This is a genomic window from Pseudomonas sp. ASL7 (assembly GCF_056680375.1).
In genome coordinates, this window is sequence record NZ_CM155279.1 from 2,729,350 (window position 1) to 2,746,866 (window position 17,517).

16 protein-coding genes and 1 tRNA gene are annotated in these 17,517 nt (G+C 55.6%); 6 read left to right on the forward strand and 11 right to left on the reverse strand.

Annotation, left to right across the window (positions count from 1 at the left end; all coding sequences use genetic code 11):
- The 4 genes from AC1MDT_RS12550 to AC1MDT_RS12565 all read right to left on the reverse strand — a co-directional run bounded on the left by AC1MDT_RS12550 (position 1) and on the right by AC1MDT_RS12565 (position 4,179).
- Positions 1 to 978, reverse strand: a complete 978-nt coding sequence (locus tag AC1MDT_RS12550) for an ABC transporter permease (protein WP_480422301.1) — start codon at positions 976 to 978, stop codon at positions 1 to 3.
- Entirely contained in the window at positions 975 to 2,528 is a 1,554-nt protein-coding gene (locus AC1MDT_RS12555; protein ID WP_480422302.1) for a sugar ABC transporter ATP-binding protein, read from the reverse strand. The genes AC1MDT_RS12550 and AC1MDT_RS12555 overlap by 4 nt, the downstream gene beginning before the upstream one ends.
- 56 nt (positions 2,529 to 2,584) lie before the next feature.
- Positions 2,585 to 3,541 carry a substrate-binding domain-containing protein gene (locus AC1MDT_RS12560; protein ID WP_480422303.1) on the reverse strand — a complete coding sequence of 319 codons (957 nt, stop codon included), beginning with the start codon at positions 3,539 to 3,541 and terminating at the stop codon, positions 2,585 to 2,587.
- 191 nt (positions 3,542 to 3,732) lie between these two features.
- Entirely contained in the window at positions 3,733 to 4,179 is a 447-nt protein-coding gene (locus AC1MDT_RS12565; protein ID WP_480422304.1) for a hypothetical protein, read from the reverse strand.
- A gap of 353 nt (positions 4,180 to 4,532) precedes the next feature.
- Here AC1MDT_RS12565 and AC1MDT_RS12570 point away from each other — a divergent pair, with 353 nt between their 5' ends.
- The 3 genes from AC1MDT_RS12570 to AC1MDT_RS12580 all read left to right on the forward strand — a co-directional run bounded on the left by AC1MDT_RS12570 (position 4,533) and on the right by AC1MDT_RS12580 (position 6,770).
- On the forward strand, positions 4,533 to 5,621 hold the full coding sequence (locus tag AC1MDT_RS12570) for an asparaginase (protein WP_480422305.1): 1,089 nt from the start codon (positions 4,533 to 4,535) through the stop codon (positions 5,619 to 5,621).
- A 164-nt stretch (positions 5,622 to 5,785) separates the two neighbouring features.
- Positions 5,786 to 6,076: a DUF1654 domain-containing protein gene (locus AC1MDT_RS12575; RefSeq protein ID WP_480422306.1), complete on the forward strand. Its 291-nt coding sequence runs from the start codon at positions 5,786 to 5,788 to the stop codon at positions 6,074 to 6,076.
- A gap of 4 nt (positions 6,077 to 6,080) precedes the next feature.
- Entirely contained in the window at positions 6,081 to 6,770 is a 690-nt protein-coding gene (locus AC1MDT_RS12580) for an endonuclease (protein WP_480422307.1), read from the forward strand.
- Between the two features lie 81 nt (positions 6,771 to 6,851).
- Here the strand turns inward: AC1MDT_RS12580 and AC1MDT_RS12585 are convergent, their stop codons facing one another.
- Positions 6,852 to 7,226, reverse strand: coding sequence for an SPOR domain-containing protein (locus AC1MDT_RS12585; protein ID WP_480422308.1), 375 nt, complete (start codon positions 7,224 to 7,226; stop codon positions 6,852 to 6,854).
- Between the two features lie 250 nt (positions 7,227 to 7,476).
- Here AC1MDT_RS12585 and csrA point away from each other — a divergent pair, with 250 nt between their 5' ends.
- Complete coding sequence (gene csrA, locus AC1MDT_RS12590; protein WP_007938114.1) at positions 7,477 to 7,671, forward strand: carbon storage regulator CsrA; 195 nt, start codon at positions 7,477 to 7,479, stop codon at positions 7,669 to 7,671.
- Between the two features lie 198 nt (positions 7,672 to 7,869).
- On the opposite strand, the gene AC1MDT_RS12595 is transcribed toward csrA, so the two are convergent.
- Positions 7,870 to 8,325, reverse strand: coding sequence for a DUF2214 family protein (locus AC1MDT_RS12595; RefSeq protein ID WP_480422309.1), 456 nt, complete (start codon positions 8,323 to 8,325; stop codon positions 7,870 to 7,872).
- A gap of 183 nt (positions 8,326 to 8,508) precedes the next feature.
- Between AC1MDT_RS12595 and AC1MDT_RS12600 the strand changes: the two genes are divergently transcribed.
- Positions 8,509 to 9,261 carry a carbonic anhydrase gene (locus AC1MDT_RS12600; protein WP_480422310.1) on the forward strand — a complete coding sequence of 251 codons (753 nt, stop codon included), beginning with the start codon at positions 8,509 to 8,511 and terminating at the stop codon, positions 9,259 to 9,261.
- 921 nt (positions 9,262 to 10,182) lie between these two features.
- Here the strand turns inward: AC1MDT_RS12600 and AC1MDT_RS12605 are convergent.
- The 3 genes from AC1MDT_RS12605 to AC1MDT_RS12615 form a co-directional block, all read right to left on the reverse strand.
- Positions 10,183 to 11,715, reverse strand: coding sequence for an alginate O-acetyltransferase AlgX-related protein (locus AC1MDT_RS12605; protein WP_480422311.1), 1,533 nt, complete (start codon positions 11,713 to 11,715; stop codon positions 10,183 to 10,185).
- An 11-nt stretch (positions 11,716 to 11,726) separates the two neighbouring features.
- Positions 11,727 to 13,226, reverse strand: a complete 1,500-nt coding sequence (locus AC1MDT_RS12610) for an MBOAT family O-acyltransferase (RefSeq protein WP_480422312.1) — start codon at positions 13,224 to 13,226, stop codon at positions 11,727 to 11,729.
- 419 nt (positions 13,227 to 13,645) lie between these two features.
- A tRNA-Val gene (locus tag AC1MDT_RS12615) sits at positions 13,646 to 13,722 on the reverse strand.
- A gap of 183 nt (positions 13,723 to 13,905) precedes the next feature.
- On the opposite strand from AC1MDT_RS12615, the gene AC1MDT_RS12620 reads away from it, so the two are divergent.
- Positions 13,906 to 15,189, forward strand: coding sequence for an NAD(P)/FAD-dependent oxidoreductase (locus tag AC1MDT_RS12620; protein ID WP_480422313.1), 1,284 nt, complete (start codon positions 13,906 to 13,908; stop codon positions 15,187 to 15,189).
- A gap of 119 nt (positions 15,190 to 15,308) precedes the next feature.
- Here AC1MDT_RS12620 and AC1MDT_RS12625 read toward each other — a convergent pair whose 3' ends face one another.
- Positions 15,309 to 16,280, reverse strand: a complete 972-nt coding sequence (locus tag AC1MDT_RS12625) for an XdhC family protein (protein ID WP_480422314.1) — start codon at positions 16,278 to 16,280, stop codon at positions 15,309 to 15,311.
- A gap of 1 nt (position 16,281) precedes the next feature.
- Complete coding sequence (locus tag AC1MDT_RS12630; protein WP_480422315.1) at positions 16,282 to 17,517, reverse strand: c-type cytochrome; 1,236 nt, start codon at positions 17,515 to 17,517, stop codon at positions 16,282 to 16,284.

A 17,517-nucleotide genomic window follows, 5' to 3' on the forward strand; every position in this document is an offset into this window, starting at 1 on the left:
TCAGGTCCGCCGGCTTGCGCGTTGACTGCGATAAGTATCAAGCACCACCGCCACCACGATCACCGCGCCGGTGATGATGCGTTTGGTCGGTTCGGTCGCGCCGATCTGCGCCAGACCGGCTGCCAATACAGAAATGATCAAGACGCCGAAGAAGGTGCTGATGACCGAGCCACGACCGCCCATCAAACTCGTGCCGCCAATCACCACAGCGGCGATCACTTGCAGCTCCAGACCGGAACCGGCATTCGGATCCGCCGCTTCCAGGCGAGAAATCTGAAACAGCGCAGCAATACCGGCCAGCAACCCCATCAGACTGAACACCAGGATCTTGTAGGGCTTTGGATTAATCCCGGCCAGGCGCACCGCCTCTTCGTTGGTGCCAATACCAATCAGGTAGCGACCGAACACCGTCCGGGTCAATACGGCCTGGGCAATGAAGATGATCAGCAAGGCAATAATGAACGAGGGCGAAATACCGAACGCGATCGGGTTGGACAGCCACGCAAAGGCATCACCGATATAGGCCGTGCGTGAACCGGTCATCTGATACGCCACGCCGCGAGCCATTTCCAGCACGCCGAGGGACACGATGAAAGAGGGAATCCGCCACGCCACCGTGATCGAACCGGTAAGGGTGCCGGCCAATGCAGCTACGGCCATGCCTAACAGCGCTGCGGGCAATACGCTCCAGCCCCAGCCAAGTATCGCCACACTGACCGTCGACGCCGCGAGTGCCAATACCGAGCCCACCGACAGGTCGATACCGCCGATGATCAACACGAACGTCATGCCGACCGCCAGGACCATCAAATCCGGAATCTGGTTGGCCAGGGTGCTGAAGGTGTCGTAAGACAGGAAGTGGCTGCTCAGTACCGAGAACAGCGCGACCATCGCCAGCAAGGCACTGGCCAGGCCCAGATAAGTGCCGAGGCCGTAAAAATTGCCACTATGTTTGCCAGCAAGCGTTGCAGTTTTCATGGGAAATCCCTAGGTGCTGCTTCATTGAGCAGCGCATCACGTTTTTGGTAGCCGGCGAAAGCGGCGGCCAGCAAATCATCCTGCGTCCAGCTATCGCGCTCGAAGGTGTCGATCAAACGCCCTGCCGACAGCACGCCGATCCGGTCGCAGATCAACATCAGTTCACGCAAGTCACTGGACACCACCACCAGCGCTTTGCCCTGGCGGGTAAGCTCACCGAGCAGTGCATAGATGTCGAACTTGGCACCCACGTCGATGCCGCGAGTCGGCTCGTCAAACAGCAGCACCGAGCAATCGCGCTCCAGCCAGCGCCCGATCACGACTTTCTGCTGGTTGCCGCCGGACAGTTCCGACACACGTTGCGTCGGACTGGAACTGCGGATGTGCATGGCGTCGATCTGACGCTGAGCCAGGGCCATCTCGTCAGCGTTGTTGACGAAGCCACCACTGGAAATCACCGGCATGTTGCCCAACGCAATGTTGGCACTGATCGATTGGCTCAACAGCAAGCCTTCACCCTTGCGGTCTTCGGTGATCAGAGCGATGCCATGAGCGACCGCGTCGGCCGGTGAACGAATACTCACCACTTGAGCCGGTGAACCCAGCGCGACCGTGCCGCTGTCTGGTACATCGGCGCCGAAAATCAGGCGTAGCAACTCGGTGCGCCCCGCTCCGATCAATCCTGAAATCCCGAAAATCTCCCCGGCGCGCACTTCGAAAGACACGCCGCGGACCTTGTCGGAGCGGGTCAGTCCTTTGACCGTCAATGCCGGAGCACCCATCTTGCGCAGGCCCATGTCGATGTGTTCGCCGAGCTCGCGACCGACCATCAATGTCACCAGTTGCTCACTGTTGTAATCGGCCATCGGCTCGACACAGACCAGATGGCCGTCGCGCAGTACCGCAATGCGTTGAGCGACCCGCGCGAGTTCTTCGAGGCGGTGTGAGATATAGATGATCGAGACGCCACGAGCTTGCAGGCGAGTGATCTGCTCGAACAGCATCTCGACTTCACGGGCCGTCAGCATCGCGGTGGGTTCGTCGAGGATCAGCACATGGCAATCGCCAATCAGGTTGCGGGCGATTTCAACCATTTGCTGGTGACCGATGCCCAGCTCACTGACCAGGGTATCCGGGTCGATCGCGTCGAGCCCGACCTGAGCCATGGCCTCGATTGCGGCCTTGCGCAGTTGCTTGCGGTTGATCCAGCCACCCTTGCTCGGCAAATTGTCGAGAAACAGGTTTTCCGCCACCGACAGGGTCGGCAACAGGTTAAGTTCCTGCATGACCATGCGGACGCCCAGGTCTTCTGCCTGGGTCCGGCTGCCGGGGCGGTAATCCTGCCCCTGAAACTGCATGTGGCCGGTGGTCGGCGTGACCAGGCCGCCTATGATTTTCGACAGCGTGCTTTTGCCGGCACCGTTCTCGCCGGTCAGGGCGAGCACTTCGCCGCGCATGAGCGTCAGGTCGATGCCGGTCAGGACCGGTTGGGCGTAAGTCTTACCGATACCGCTGACCGAGAGGACAGCGTTCGGGGCGCAAACTGACATAAAAAACTCTCCATGTGCTCGCCCGGACGGGCAAGCACCTTGTGTCGCCAGAAGGACTACTTGGTCACCAGTTCGACCGGAGTTTCGATGACGCCGTTGGTGCCGCTATCGACCTTTTCACCTTTGATGATTTTCAGCGCAGTCTCGATGCCGAATACGGCTTGCTTAGCTGCAAACTGGTCAGCGGTGGCCAGAATGCGGCCATCCTTGAGCATCGGCTTGATGGCGTTGATGTTGTCGTAGCCGACCACTTGCACCTTGCCCGCCTTGCCCGCCGCGCGCACGGCAGAAACGACCCCGAGGGCCATGCTGTCGTTGCCGGCCAACAGGGCCTTGATGTTCGGGTATTCGCTCAGCATCGAAGCGGCGACTTTATTACCCTTGTCGATTTCCCAGTCGCCAGACTGAACGGACACGACCTTGATTTGCGCAGCCTCCATTGCGTCCTTGAAGCCAGCGGTGCGGGCCTGTGCGTTGGTGGTGGTGGAAACACCTTCGATAATGCCCACTTCATCCCCGGCCTTCAGCTGCCTGGCCAAGTAGTCACCCACCAGACGCGCGCCTTTGCGGTTATCCGGGCCTACGAACGGGACGGTGAGGTTTTTGCTTTTGACGACACCTGGGTCCAGCTGGTTATCAATGTTGATCACCGTGATGCCGGCATCGACGGCTTTCTTGATCACCGGCACCATGGCCTTGGAGTCAGCCGGTGCGATGACCAGCGCATTCACCTTGGATACGATCATCTGCTCGACAATACGGATCTGGTTAGCGGTGTCTGTTTCGTCCTTGATGCCGTTGGAAATCAGTTCGAATTCGTCGGAGTGGTCTTTCTGGTAAGCCTTGGCGCCATCTTCCATGGTCAGGAAGAACTCGTTGGCCAGCGATTTCATGACCAGCGCGACTTTGGGTTTTTCAGGCGTATCGGCGAAGGCCGAAGAGACAGGCAACGCGGCGGATACGGCAGCCAGCATAGCGACAGCGAGAAGACGTCCAGCGAATGGCAGCTTCATGGGTTCACTCCGATCTTATGATTATTATGAGCAACGCTTGCAATGGCATAGGTTTCATCGGGTTGCCGATGGATTGAGCCACTGACAGAGCCGCGCAAACGTTTGCGTAGACCAAACTATGCGAACCCGGCCGACATTTGTCAACGACCGGAAAATTTCGTTTTGCGTTTAAACGGTCAAAAAACTGGACACTACGCGGTGGTGTTGATCAGGCCGCCCGAACTGGAATTCTTGACCAACTCCTTGACCAGACTGCCAGTTACTTGTGCCAGCGCGGCGTTGGTTTCGGCGATCTGCGACTGTATCGACATCACAGCGGTTGCCTTGGCTTCCGGTGTCGGATAGGACGCGACTTGAGCCGCCGCGAGCTGCTGCTGTTGCTCGCGAAGTTGCTTTTGAAGCTCTTGCATACGCTTGAGCAGCATCTTCACCGCAATACTTTGATTGCTACTGGTCTCGGATGTCGCTGCGTCTTGAGCGCCACCACCTGACTTGACCCTGTTATTGCCACTCTGGTCCTTGCCCGGCAAAGGCGCCCCTGCCTCCGACGTCCCATCACTCACGGTGCCGACAGTCGCGGGCGACTTGCCACCGATCGTGATTGCAGCGGCATTAGGAAAACCGACGATTAACGACATGTGAACTCCCTTTAAAAAAAGATCCTTTAAGGAAGCATCGACCTGCGCCCGGATTTCTTTAGCACGGATTTACGATATTACAAGACGACTAGTTCAACAGAAGCTGTAGTCCTTTTCGGAGAGCCGAACGCAAATGCAATACATATTCGGAAACCCGGACAACAGCCTGTTTAAACAGTAGCCGACGAAACGCTAATTATTTATATAAATCAAAGCGTTAGAGATTATTTTCGATACCAGACATGACTGGTACGGATCCTGCTCCTTCTCACTCACCCCAAGCGTTCAGATCGTCCTGGGGCGTATCTAGATGAACCTGCATCAGCACTGTCTCACTACTAGAGAGAAAAATAATGACATCTGCTTTCAAGACCTTCGTTCCGGGCGCTTTGGCCCTGCTGCTCCTCCTGCCTACTGCCCTTCAGGCAAAAGAAGTCGAAACCAAACAAAAACTGGCGAACGTGGTGATCCTGGCTACCGGTGGCACCATCGCCGGCGCGGGTGCCAGCGCCGCCAACAGTGCAACCTATCAAGCGGCGAAAGTCGGCATCGACCAATTGATCGCCGGTGTTCCGCAACTGAGTCAATTGGCTAACGTTCGTGGCGAACAGGTTATGCAGATTGCGTCCGAAAGCATCACCAACGACAACCTGCTGCAACTGGGTCGTCGTGTGGCTGAACTGGCCGACAGCAAGGACGTCGATGGCATCGTCATCACTCACGGCACCGACACTCTGGAAGAAACCGCCTACTTCCTGAACCTGGTGGAAAAAACCGACAAGCCGATCGTCGTCGTGGGCTCGATGCGCCCAGGCACCGCAATGTCGGCTGACGGCATGCTGAACCTGTACAACGCCGTGGCCGTGGCCAGCAGCCAGGATGCACGCGGCAAAGGCGTGCTGGTGACCATGAACGATGAAATCCAGTCGGGGCGTGATGTCAGCAAAATGATCAACATCAAGACCGAGGCGTTTAAAAGTGCCTGGGGCCCGCTCGGCATGGTGGTCGAAGGCAAATCCTACTGGTTCCGCCTGCCGGCCAAGCGTCACACCATGGATTCGGAATTCGACATCAAGAACATCAAGAGCCTGCCAGACGTCGAAATCGCTTACTCCTACGGCAATGTCAGCGACACCGCCTACAAAGCGCTGGCTCAGTCAGGCGCCAAAGCCATCATCCACGCTGGCACCGGCAATGGCTCGGTCTCTTCGCGGGTCGTTCCAGCGCTGCAAGCCCTGCGCAAGGATGGCGTGCAAATCATTCGCTCTTCCCACGTCAACGCCGGTGGTTTCGTACTGCGTAACGCCGAACAGCCTGACGATAAGTACGACTGGGTCGTCGCGCATGACCTGAACCCACAGAAAGCTCGCATCCTGGCGATGGTCGCACTGACCAAGACCAACGACAGCAAAGAGCTGCAACGGATGTTCTGGGAATACTGATTCACCCTCGCCCCGGTCGACTCCGACCGGGCTCCGCGGTTACCACTCGCCAGCCTTGGTGAGTGGTTCGCGCCTTTCATCTGGCAACAACACATCTTTCTTCCTACACAAAACGGAAAAAACAGATGTCAGAGGATTTTCTGGAAGTTTAAGCAGTTGCGAAAATGCTTACAGTTAAATACTGTATGCACGTACAGCTTAATAAGGATAATCCCGTGACATCCACCCCTGTCTCTGCTGGCACCTATGAACGCATGGGCCTGCGCGTTCAGAAAATCATCAATTCCCCCTCCGCTCAGAAAGCCAAAGCCGCACTGATCTTTCGTCTGCCGGACGAACCCGTGGATGAGTGGGAACAGTTGCTCGAAGAAATCGATGAGAACGACAACGTAACCCTCGCCTATCGCGACGATGGCGGTGTGCAGATTTTCTGGGTTGTGCCGACGGAAGATTGAATCAATGAGCGCCCGTTGTTTTGCTTTGCTGTTTCTGTTCTTCGCCATGGGCGCACAGGCCGATGCCCCACGCACCTTCGACGAAGCCAAGAAAGTCGCCTGGAAGCTGTATGCGCCGCAATCCACCGAGTTTTACTGCGGGTGCAAGTACACCGGCAACAAGGTGAACCTGTCGGCCTGCGGCTATGTGCCGCGCAAAAATGCCAAGCGTGCCTCCCGCATTGAGTGGGAACACATTGTCCCGGCCTGGCAGATTGGCCATCAGCGTCAATGCTGGCAAGCAGGCGGGCGCAAGAACTGCACGCGCTACGACCCGGTCTATCAAAAGGCCGAGGCCGACCTGCATAACCTGGTGCCGAGCATCGGTGAGGTTAATGGCGATCGCAATAACTTCAGTTTCGGTTGGCTACCGGTGCAGTCGGGTCAATATGGCTCATGCCTGACCCAGGTCGACTTCAAGGCGAAGAAGGTCATGCCCCGCCCTTCCATTCGCGGCATGATCGCCCGGACTTACTTCTACATGAGCAAGCAGTACGGCTTGAGCTTGTCGAAACAGGATCGCCAACTGTACGAAGCGTGGAACAAGACCTATCCGGTACAAGCCTGGGAGCGTCAGCGTAATCAGAGCGTGGCGTGCGTCATGGGACGCGGCAACGATTTTGTCGGCCCGGTGAACATGAAAGCCTGCGGTTGAACACTCGCTGAAAACACAAAGGCCTCGGGCGTGATACCCGAGGCCTTTGTTCGTTTCGAATCGCCGTCTTTATTGGAGCACCTACTGGACAGCAGGATGCTCGAGGACCAGCAATTGAATGTTCTGTTTCTTCGCCCGTACGAGCGCTGCGTCGACCTCTGACTGTTTGGCCTCGGCCTCGGCTTTCGAATTGAATGGCCCCATCAGGATGCGAGACTTGCCATTCTCCATGACAACGTTGGAAATGAAGCTGTGTTCGATCAACCAGCCGCTCAGGTCGCTGACCGCCTGTGTGGTTTCGCCTCGCACCTCGAGATCCCATTGCGGCCCGGTTGTTGCTGCCGTCGATGCCGATGTTGAAACGATCGCCGGTTTCGGCTTTTGAGCGTCTACACCCTTGCCCTCACCGCATCCCGCCAACGCCAGTACCGCGATTACCAAGACCATTTTGCGCACAACGCGTCCCTCTGAATGCTTAAAGCAACGATTTTATCATTCATGAATACTTCCCGAGTGCCGCAAAATCGGCTCAAAACAACGAGAATGATGGTTGCGGCCTCTGTATAGTTACGCCTTGGGAATTAATGCAGCATCTGCACGTCAGAAAGAGGCACCCAAACCGTGAGACTTCGCACTAATCTATACATACCACCGACCTCTGCACTGTTCGAATCAGGTGCCCTACAAAGCAATCAAGGAGAAGACCATGCTGATACTCACCCGCAAAGTCGGTGAAAGCATAAACATAGGTGACGATATTACGATCACCATTCTGGGCGTTAGCGGCCAACAAGTCAGGATTGGCATCAACGCTCCGAAAGACGTTGCAGTGCACCGCGAAGAAATTTATCAACGTATTCAGGCCGGTCTGACCGCTCCGGACAAGCCACAAACTCCCTGAATCCTGTTGCAGTCAGTAGCCAGCCCGTTCGCTTTGGAATCAAGGCTGGCTAAAGATTCAAGCGCTGCATCGCCCTTCATTTCTGTGTCTCTGTGCCCCGAGAGATCACGGCCTTCTTTGTGATGCCGTCAGTTTTCCGAAGCCGAGACTACCAACAAGCCTCAGGTGATGGTCAGACGTTTCGGGTTAACTCCGAGACTAACCAAACACGACTCCACGCGCCATGCCTGTGGCCGCCACCATGATTAGCAACACCAGCAACGCTTCGGCATGACTGATCCGCGCGAACAGCTTCGTACGACCGGCATCTATAGCGGCACCCCGCCCCAGCGCCATCCGCCATTTGATCAGCGCCACCATCGGTGCAACCTCAAGCAACAGAACGAAGATGAACAGCGCCATCTTCAGATGGAACAATGGCTGATGAAGATAGTAATCAGCGCCCTTTTCGTACCCACCAAAAGCGCGCATCCCGCCAGTGACCAGGAGAATGACTGCAGAGATCCCCCACAGGTTATCTGCGATCAATACGCTGCGAGCGTCTCCAACCCCCACAGCCAAACGCCGAAACGCTGTGCCGCGAGTGAGCACTGCCCAAAAGCCCAGGGCAAAAGCCAATAGGTGAACTGCCGCAAGAAACCAGTGGACCAGCATCGAGATACTCCTGTCAGAACGAAGTTGAGCCAGCCTGTCAGTAGTAGCCCATAAAGGAAGGCTTGTATCGCCAAGGGGTAACGTTTCGCACCGTCTAGACTCCACACCAGTGCTGAAGACTCCTCAAAGCACTAGCCCCCCAACTGCAGTCACTCCACGCAACCAACCTGAGTACACAAGATCATGTGTAAATCATGTGATTCAAACCCTCTTCAACACGCGAGTGGTCGTCGTAGATTCCTCCGGCTTGCCGGACTCGGCGCCAGCGCGCTGTTACTGGCCAGTGCGCTGCCCGACAACATCATCCAGGCGGCAGAGAAAACGGCCCCACCCCCGAAACCCCAAAACTCAATCAGCCCTGAAATGGCCCTCAAAAGGCTTATGGAGGGGAATGGACGGTATGTTACCGGCACCTCCAAGGCACACAATTTCATGGATGAGCGAGAAGCCCTGGTCTCCGGTCAGAACCCGTTCGTCGCGGTACTGAGTTGCTCCGACTCTCGCATCGCCCCTGAGTACGCTTTTGACACGGCTCGAGGCGATCTTTTCGCCATACGCGTCGCTGGCAACTTCGTCACCGATGAGGGGCTGGCCAGCCTCGAATACGCTGTTGCAGTGCTCGGGGCACCCCTGATCCTCGTACTCGGTCATGAGAGTTGCGGCGCTATTAGTGCAGGAATAAAGGCCGTCAAAGATCACACCGTTTTCCCTGGACAGATCCCAAAACTGACTGACGCACTCAAGCCAGCGATCGAAAAAGTGCTTCATGAGCCGGGGAATCTCATGGAAAACGCGACCGCACAAAATGTCAAAGACGCGGTCAAGCGCCTTGAAAATGCCTCACCACTGCTGACTGATGCGCTCGACAAAGGAACATTGAAAATAGTGGGGGGCGTCTATCGCCTGGCGACCGGCAAAGTAGAGTTGATTGCCTGACTCAAAGGATCTCTTCATCAGGAAATTCGGCATCGCGCCGAGCCCCAGATGCAAAGAGCCCAGCGCGATGGCTGGGCTCTGGCCCTTTCAATCAACAGGTTCTGCGTCATGATTTGAGCCCCTCAACGGGCGCTGCACTGAAACCAGAGAAATAGCAGCGTAGGGAGTCAGTCGCTCAGGCACTCATGACGCAAGTCGGCCAAACGGTCAATTGCGTCCAACCATCGCTTATACTGACGCACCCACTCGGGGCCGCACGCCGTACCGCTATGCAGCATATCGCTCACGACACGGTACGCTTCCCGGTACTCTGCCTGCGCCTCTTGGGATTTCCTTAACAACTCTTCAGTATTTTTAATGAAGCGGTCTCCTGATTCGGCAGCCTCCACCGCCCGACGCAAACAGCGCAAGACAATAGAAATACGAATTCGCCAAACTGAGGCATTGCACCCAATGCGATGGTAAAGAGCCTCGGTCAGACAAACGAAGAAATCATACCGGCGCAAATTCTTTCGATGTGTAAGTGGTTTCCTGAGACCGATAAGGAAATTTACCTACTTGCCGTGGGCCACGCAGAGCATTCATCAAGCGAACGCTCGCGGTGCTCATGCCCCCGGAGTGATTAACCTTTTACGACAAGCATCAATGTGAGGCCCCTGCCTCACTTACGAAAAAAGACCGGCCAACTAAGGCATTGCCCTATAGACAGCGGATTCCCAGAGGCTTATTTTCGCTCCCCCGCAGGGACGCATCACAACCACTCACGCCCAGGGCAACCGAATGGTGCGTTATCTAGCCTTCATCGTCATAGCTATAATCATTTCGACTCTTGGTCTGGCGCTGTATGGCTGGTATCGCCACCTTCGAGACGACGATGACATTTTTTAGCCTGCACTCTATTTGTTTGCAACCACTAGCCCGTCACAAGTTCGCGCCTTTCAGACCAAAACTTGGGTTGTTTAGTTTGAAATGAGCACAGGAATTAACAGGATCAATATCCACACGAACCCGGCTAATGGCGGCGGTGGAACTCCATTTCGGTATCGTACGAATATCAATCGCCTGTTGCCCAGTGCGATATGAGAATCTCGCACTGTGCTCTTCGTCGTAGGATGACTTCCCATCCTCAAGCCAAAATAGTTGCATCGGCACGGATGACGAACCATCAGAGCAAGTCAGTTCTACACGGAGGTACTGCGCATCTGACTGGGTGACCTTGTTCGACAGTGCGAAATCGACAAAGGCGTCACTTCCATTAATTTGGTATTCGTTCTCGGAAGGGCTCCGTATCAGATCATTTGCCTCTACGGGCATAGAAGTCCGAACTTCCTGAAAAACGCCGTCTGCAGGCATAAAGCCCATCGGAGGAGCGGCAAACCATGGGCTTCTCGAATCACGTTCGACGACAGTGAAAAAAACGTAATCCGGCTTCCATTCTTCGATCAGTTGCCGAAAACGCCCCGTTGGATTCAGTGCCTCTGCCCAATGGAGTTGAAGCACTTCGCTAAACGTTGCAGCCATCAAAGGTGACAAATCGGTTCCGAAAGAATCTCGTAACCAAAGAACCTTCTTGTTATTAAGCGCCCCCACGGACTTAACCAGAAGCGGCTTGTTGGGTGCGCTAACTGGCAGGTTGCCACCCTGGTGAAGGACTTGCTTGGTATCAAAATCAGACTGCGTCGTTTCTATGGGTAGACTTGACGCATTAATCGTCGGGTCATCGTCAGAAAGACTCGCTGTGAGCCGAAGAAATTTGGCCAAATCGCCCCCGCCTCGCGGTTTGATTCCGGTTAACTCATACGCCTTTTCAGGTGGCCATTGAAGCTCCGGAGCAGCTTCCCCGACTTGCTGAGCAAAGGCACGGAACGCGACTCCAGCACCCATGGAATTCCAGTGTGTATCCGTCTTGTAGTAGAGGGCCTCAAGGTGAGTCTCTTTGGCTGCCAGCAAAGGAGACCTAAGATCAATGTAGTGCCCCCCACCCACTCCTGCGAGCAGGGCATCAGCGAAGTCAGGTAACGCTGGCTTGGCCCAATCCGGCATATGTTCTGGATAGATTGTGCCTTTGTTCGGCGCAATCATGATTTTGAAAACTTTCACTCCCTTGTTGGCAAGATAAACATCCCACGCTTGTGTGGCTGCTCCGATTTGTTTGCCCAGAATAATGTCATCATCCGTCGGAAGACTTCGATCAACGGATATAGTTTTCGCATACAAATCGCCCAGGTAAAGCCAACCATCTTTACCAATGATCACTTGCTTCGGATCTGTGCTGATTCCCAGCGGATAAAGAAGTCTTGCTGCCCATCTTGAGGCGAAATCCACGTTGTAAAGGTAGGATTTTTCCTTCCATTTGATTGCCTCACGATTCGGTGCAATAAGGATGTTGATTACGGGAACGACCAGTAAACTCAACAACGCCGTGAGCAAAACAAGGAGTACGCTACGTTTCATAATGAGTGCGATCAAAAATTGAAGTAAAGGAATATGGAGCTAGTTGCCGCCAGCGTAAAGCACATCGCCACCGAAAACAGAGCAACCCCGTAAATCAGCTTCCCCCTCCCAATGGTTCCGCTTGCCATCTCCATCGAGTTCTTTTGAGCAATTATCACAAACGCAACGGTGATTGCCAGATACGTGGGTAATTGTCCGATAAAGCTGGAAGGCATCAGTCTCAACAGAACATCTGATAACCATCCTCCCCAAGCGAGGTCTGACGTTTGAATCGAGGGCGCTGCATGGCCAAACGCGGAGCGAATGTCGATCATCCCCCTGAGTACGCGCAATGCATCACCCGGTGTCCTGGCACGGAAAAACACCCATGTGACGTTCACGAATATGAAGGTCATGATCCACCCGAGAATGGGTGGCATTGGGTTGCGCAACCGCGTCCAAAAGCGATGGATTACCAGGGCGCCCCCATGCATGGCACCCCAAATCACAAACATCCAAGTCGCACCATGCCATAGGCCGCCGAGTACGAATGTGGCGAAGAGATTAAAGTAGGTACGATATTCCCCCGAGCGATTCCCACCCAATGGTATGTAAAGATAATCGCGAAGAAAATTGCTGAGCGTAATGTGCCACCGCCGCCAAAAATCTTGAATATTTAATGCCTTGTAGGGCGAGTTAAAATTTATTGGCAACCAGATATTGAATAGCAGCGAAGCGCCGATCGCCATGTCGCAATATCCACTGAAATCGAAGTAAAGCTGGAAGGTGTAGGACAGACTTGTTGCCCAGGCAGCAAAAAAACCAAGTGTCTGACCGCCGTCAAATCCAGCAGTCGCCCAGATAGCAAAGCTGTCAGCAATTACAACCTTCTTGAACAGCCCGATAGCAAATATGAACAAGCCTTTCAGGATATTTGGGTATCTACGGGTTAGCGTCCAGCGTGAGGCAAACTGCGGCATTATCTGCCGATGATGAACGATCGGTCCTGCAATAAGATGCGGAAAAAATGTCACGAACAGCGAATAGTTCAACAAGTCATATTCGGCCGTCTCTCCTCGATAGCTATCCACCAGATAAACGATTTGGGTGAAGGTAAAAAAGCTAATCGCCAGTGGCAGGAGGATATGTGGGAGCGCGTAGCTCGTACCCAAAACGACATTGATGTTGCCAAGCAGGAAGTCGGTGTATTTAAAATACCCGAGCAACAGTAAATTGGCCACAATGCCCGTTGCAAGCACCACCTTTCTATTGACCCCGTGGTGCGGCTTCTTTGTCTCGCGAAGAGATTGCTCATGCGCCTGAGCAAGCCCTGTACCGATGGCGAAATTCAAGAAAATCGAGCCTAGTATTAGCGGTAGATAGTGGACATCCCAATACGCATAGAAAAACAGGCTCACAGCAACCAACCAGACCTTCCCTGCGATGATCAGGCGCCGGTGATTTAGCCAAAAATAGACGAAAAATGAAACTGGCAGAAAAAGCAGAATGAACTGCCATGAGCTAAAAATCATGTTTGATGAGGCCGATTAGGGTTAGTTGAGCTAGTTATTTTTGTATTATATCAAAAGACTTAGCAGCCAATCTTTCAATATGACTTAACAGTCTATAACAGGGCAAATCCTGCCAGGATCAAGCGCTCTATAAAAAGCTCAATTTGAGCAGCTCAGGACGATCGCCGGACCGCAGATGGCTATACTCCGCCAGTTGCCTATTCGCTGTGCATTCGATGACGAATCGGGAAGAGATAAAATTCAAACTCGACCGGTACCGGCAGGACTTGGGCGACTGACTCATTGGGCACCTGGAGGTAGGCGCCGAGTCGGCGTTTTGAGTGGGGTTTTGCAAACGATTTTACAAATCGCAAAAACAACAAAAAAGGGCCCACCTTTCGGTGAGCCCTTCTAGACCGCCCAGCAGAGCGGATTTTGTTTGGTAGGCGCGATTGGACTCGAACCAACGACCCCCACCATGTCAAGGTGGTGCTCTAACCAACTGAGCTACGTGCCTGCTGTGAGGCGGCATTCTACGGAATTCCGGAGGGGTGTCAACACCTTTTTTCGCGCTAACCCTATGAATATGCAAAATATTTAATTTCACAGCTGCGAAGAAGATTTTCCGGTGGCTGGCGGTCGATTTTTAACTCGGGTAGGATCGACGCACTCGTAAAATATATTAAACAGAGGCAGCAGGATGGCGAACACACCTTACCCAGAGTCCTATTACGCCGCATCGGCCAATGCGGTTCCGCCGCGCCCGGCCTTGCTGGATGACGTAGAGACTGATGTCTGTGTAATCGGCGCCGGTTACACAGGCCTGTCCTCTGCCCTGTTTCTGTTGGAGAACGGTTTTCGGGTGACGGTCCTGGAAGCGGCCAAGGTGGGTTTTGGTGCGTCGGGGCGCAATGGCGGGCAGATCGTCAATAGCTATAGCCGTGATATCGATGTGATCGAACGCAGTGTCGGTCCAAAGCAGGCTCAGCTGCTGGGGCAAATGGCGTTCGAGGGTGGACGGATCATTCGTGAGCGGGTTGCCAAATATAATATCCAGTGCGACTTGAAGGATGGCGGTGTGTTCGCCGCCATCACCGCCAAGCAGATGGGCCACCTGGAATCGCAGAAACGGCTTTGGGAGCGTTTTGGTCACACGCAACTTGAGCTGATGGACCAACGTCGCATCCGTGAAGTGGTGGGCTGCGATCAATACGTCGGCGGCATGCTCGACATGAGCGGTGGCCATATTCATCCGCTCAACCTGGCACTCGGTGAAGCGGCGGCCGTGGAGTTGTTGGGCGGCACGATCTATGAGCAGTCGCCGGCGGTGCGCATCGAACGGGGTGCGAACCCGGTTGTGCACACGCCTCAAGGCAAGGTCAGGGCCAAGTTCATCATCGTTGCCGGCAACGCCTACCTGGGCAATCTGGTGCCAGAGCTGGCAGCGAAGTCGATGCCGTGCGGGACTCAGGTGATTACTACCGAGCCTTTGGGGGAAGCGTTGGCGAAAAGCCTGCTGCCGCAGGATTACTGCGTCGAAGACTGCAACTACCTGCTCGACTACTACCGTCTGACCGGCGACAAGCGATTGATTTTCGGCGGCGGCGTGGTGTATGGCGCGCGGGACCCGGCGAACATCGAAGCGATCATTCGACCGAAAATGCTCAAGGCCTTCCCACAGCTCAAGGACGTGAAAATCGACTACGCCTGGACCGGCAATTTCCTGCTGACGCTGTCGCGTCTTCCTCAGGTCGGACGGCTGGGCGACAACATCTATTATTCCCAGGGTTGCAGCGGCCATGGCGTGACCTACACGCACCTGGCGGGCAAGGTGCTGGCTGAAGCGTTGCGCGGCCAGGCCGAGCGTTTCGACGCCTTTGCCGAGCTGCCCCACTACCCGTTCCCGGGTGGGCAACTGTTGCGGACACCGTTTGCCGCTTTGGGCGCCTGGTACTACGGGTTGCGGGATAAGCTCGGGTACTGACAGACACCGAAAACCTTTGTGGGAGCGAGCCTGCTCGCGAAGAGCAGCGAAACAGTCAACATGGATGTTGACTGTGCCGACCTCTTCGCGAGCAGGCTCGCTCCCACAAAGGAGTAACGTTAGAGCCGATCTCGCGCAATGCCGCTGCGGATCCGCAGGATGTCGGCGAGTACCGCCAGGGCGATTTCCGCGGGCGTTTTGCTACCCAGGTTCAGACCGATTGGCGCATGGATCCGCGCCAGCTCGGCATCACCCAAACCACCAATTCTGCGCAGTCGCTCAAAACGCTTTTGCGAGGTCTGCATGGATCCCATCACACCGATGTAAAACGCATCGGTGCGCACCGCTTCCATCATCGCCAGATCATCGATGCGAGGATCGTGGGTCAACGCCACTACCGCCGTATCGCGGTGACAGCCGCCGTCAGCAATGAATACTGACGGTAGCTGACGACGTATCTCGACGTTTTCCAGGACCACGCCTTCCAGCGCTTCGTCGCGAGGATCACAGAGAATGACCTCAAACCCCAAACCAACAGCAAACTCCGCACAGGCTTGAGCGACGCTGGAATACCCCGCCAGCAACAAGCGCTGAGCCGCCCCGACGCGCACACGCACGCGGTCGATCTCACGTTCGATGCGCACGCCTTGCTCGTGGTCAGTGAACAGACTGCGTACACCGTTGGCCAGATCGATTTCCCGGATCAAGCGACGTTGACCCAACAGCGCCGACTCCAGTTCTCGCAGGTGAGCTTGAACCTCGCAATCGGAATCAAGCTTCTCCACCAGCACATCGAGCACGCCGCCACAGGGCAGGCTTACCCGCGAACGTGGATCGTCGCCCTCTCCGTAACGAACCACGCTGACCGCATCCAGAAACGCGCCCTCGGCGACACGCTCGAGAAAATCCTCCTCGACGCAGCCACCGGACAGCGAACCGATCCATTGCCCGTCAGCATTCACCGCCAGTAACGAGCCCGGCGCACGCGGCGCCGAGCCATAGGTGGCGAGCACCGTACACAGCCAGATGCACTGACCGGCCATCGACCATTCCAGCGCCCGTCGCACCACTTGCAGATCGAGATGCTGCATGTCAGTGCGCCTTGTGCTCGAGCGGCGGTGCATCGGCCCGCACTTTTTGCACGTCGTTTACCGCCAAATCACCCGACTGACCACCCCAACCCTGACGCAGGTAGTTGAGCAGATCAGTGAGTTGCTCGTGGCTGAGTTTTTCGGCGAATCCTGGCATTGGTTGCATATGTTCGAACCCGGCAAACTTCTGCTCACCGATACCGTCGTCGATCACCCGAACCAGGTTGCGCGGATCTTCCAGGCGCAGTGTGGTGTTGCCGCGCATGGCCACGGCGATGTGCGGCTTGCCTTCACCACCGACCGCATGGCAACCGGCGCAGACATTCAGGTATTCCTGACGGCCGCGCTGGGCGCTGGCACTGAGCTTGTCCAACGGGATGTCGCTCAGGAGCTTCGCCGCCGGCGGCTGATCGCCAAGCAGGAACGTCGCCATCGCCGCCAGATCCGGATCATTGAGGCCTTGAGTGCTGTTGTGGAACACCGGGAACATCTCATTGAACATCGTGCCTTGGGCGCTCATGCCGTGCTTGAGAAACGAGCTCAAGTCCTGATGATTCCAGCCGCGAGCGGCCAGGTCATTGGCCAGCAGGCTGGGTGCCAGATAGCCATTGAGCAAGCCACCGGTCAGGCGCTTGTCCTGCTGCATCGCACCCGGCAAACCACGAGGGGTGTGGCATTCGCCGCAGTGACCGAGCACGTCGACCAGGTATTGGCCGCGCTTGAAGGCTTCGCTCTTGCCTTCGGTCGGCGCGAGTTTCACATCTTTGCCATAGAGCATGTTCCAGCCCATCAGGCCCAGACGCACGTTGAACGGAAAGCTCAGGCGGGTGATCGGCGCCGCACGCTCGATCGGCTCGACGGTTTTCAGGTACGCATGAATCGCGTCCGAGTCTTCACGGGGCATCAGGTGATACGAGGTGTAGGGCATCGCCGGATACAGGTTCGCGCCATCGCGGCGTTTGCCTTCGGTGAGCGCGGCGAAGAATTCGTCATCGTTGTACAGGCCAATGCCGTGCTCTTTGCTTGGGGTGATATTGGTGCCGTAAATCGTCCCGAACGGCGAGACAATCGGCAGGCCGCCTGCAAACGGTGCACTACCCGGTGCGGTGTGGCACGCCATGCAGTCGGCGGCGCGAGCAAGGTATTCGCCACGTTTGACCTGATCGTCTGCGTGAACCAGCAATACCGGCGCAGCCAGTCCGACCGCTAATGCCAGGCGGGAAAGTAGATGCTTCAT